This window comes from Arthrobacter sp. B0427-1-12 (assembly GCF_059092905.1).
The window spans coordinates 1-433 of the sequence record NZ_JBNHIC010000224.1 but is presented as its reverse complement, the minus strand read 5'-3'; the positions used below and the strand labels follow the sequence as shown (position 1 = coordinate 433).

Below are 433 nucleotides of genomic sequence, written 5' to 3'. Positions count from 1 at the left end.
TGCAACGTGCTGCTGTCATAGACGTCGAACGTCACCTTGCCGTCCGTGTGCTCGGTCACGTAATCCATGAACAACTTCATGCCCTTGTTATTCGAATACGCCGCCGGGAACGGCTCAGAAACCACGAGCTCCACCGGTTCCATCGCTGCGATCGCGTCTCCCGCGTTCCCTCCGGCCGTCCCGGCCCCCGCATCCGAGGCACCCCCGGCACACCCGGCGAGCAACACTGCTGCGGCCGACAACGACACCACAGCCGCACCAACACGACCAGTCCTATTAGGTTTCATCATGAGGCTCCTTGTTTTCTTGATATGACTGCCGGCTACTTCGCCGACGAGAGTCGTTGGACCGCTTGTGGTCACCAAGTACCGAGTTCCGAGAGGTACTCGTACTGCCGTTCGCGGTACCGGTCCCAATCGAACTCGTTGTGGAC

General features: G+C 60.0%; 1 pseudogene. It reads right to left on the bottom strand.

From position 1 onward, the window contains the following. Nucleotides 1-290: pseudogene (locus AC5RWU_RS24665) on the bottom strand (hypothetical protein); the annotation flags it as partial. Between the last annotated feature and the right edge of the window lie 143 nt (nucleotides 291-433).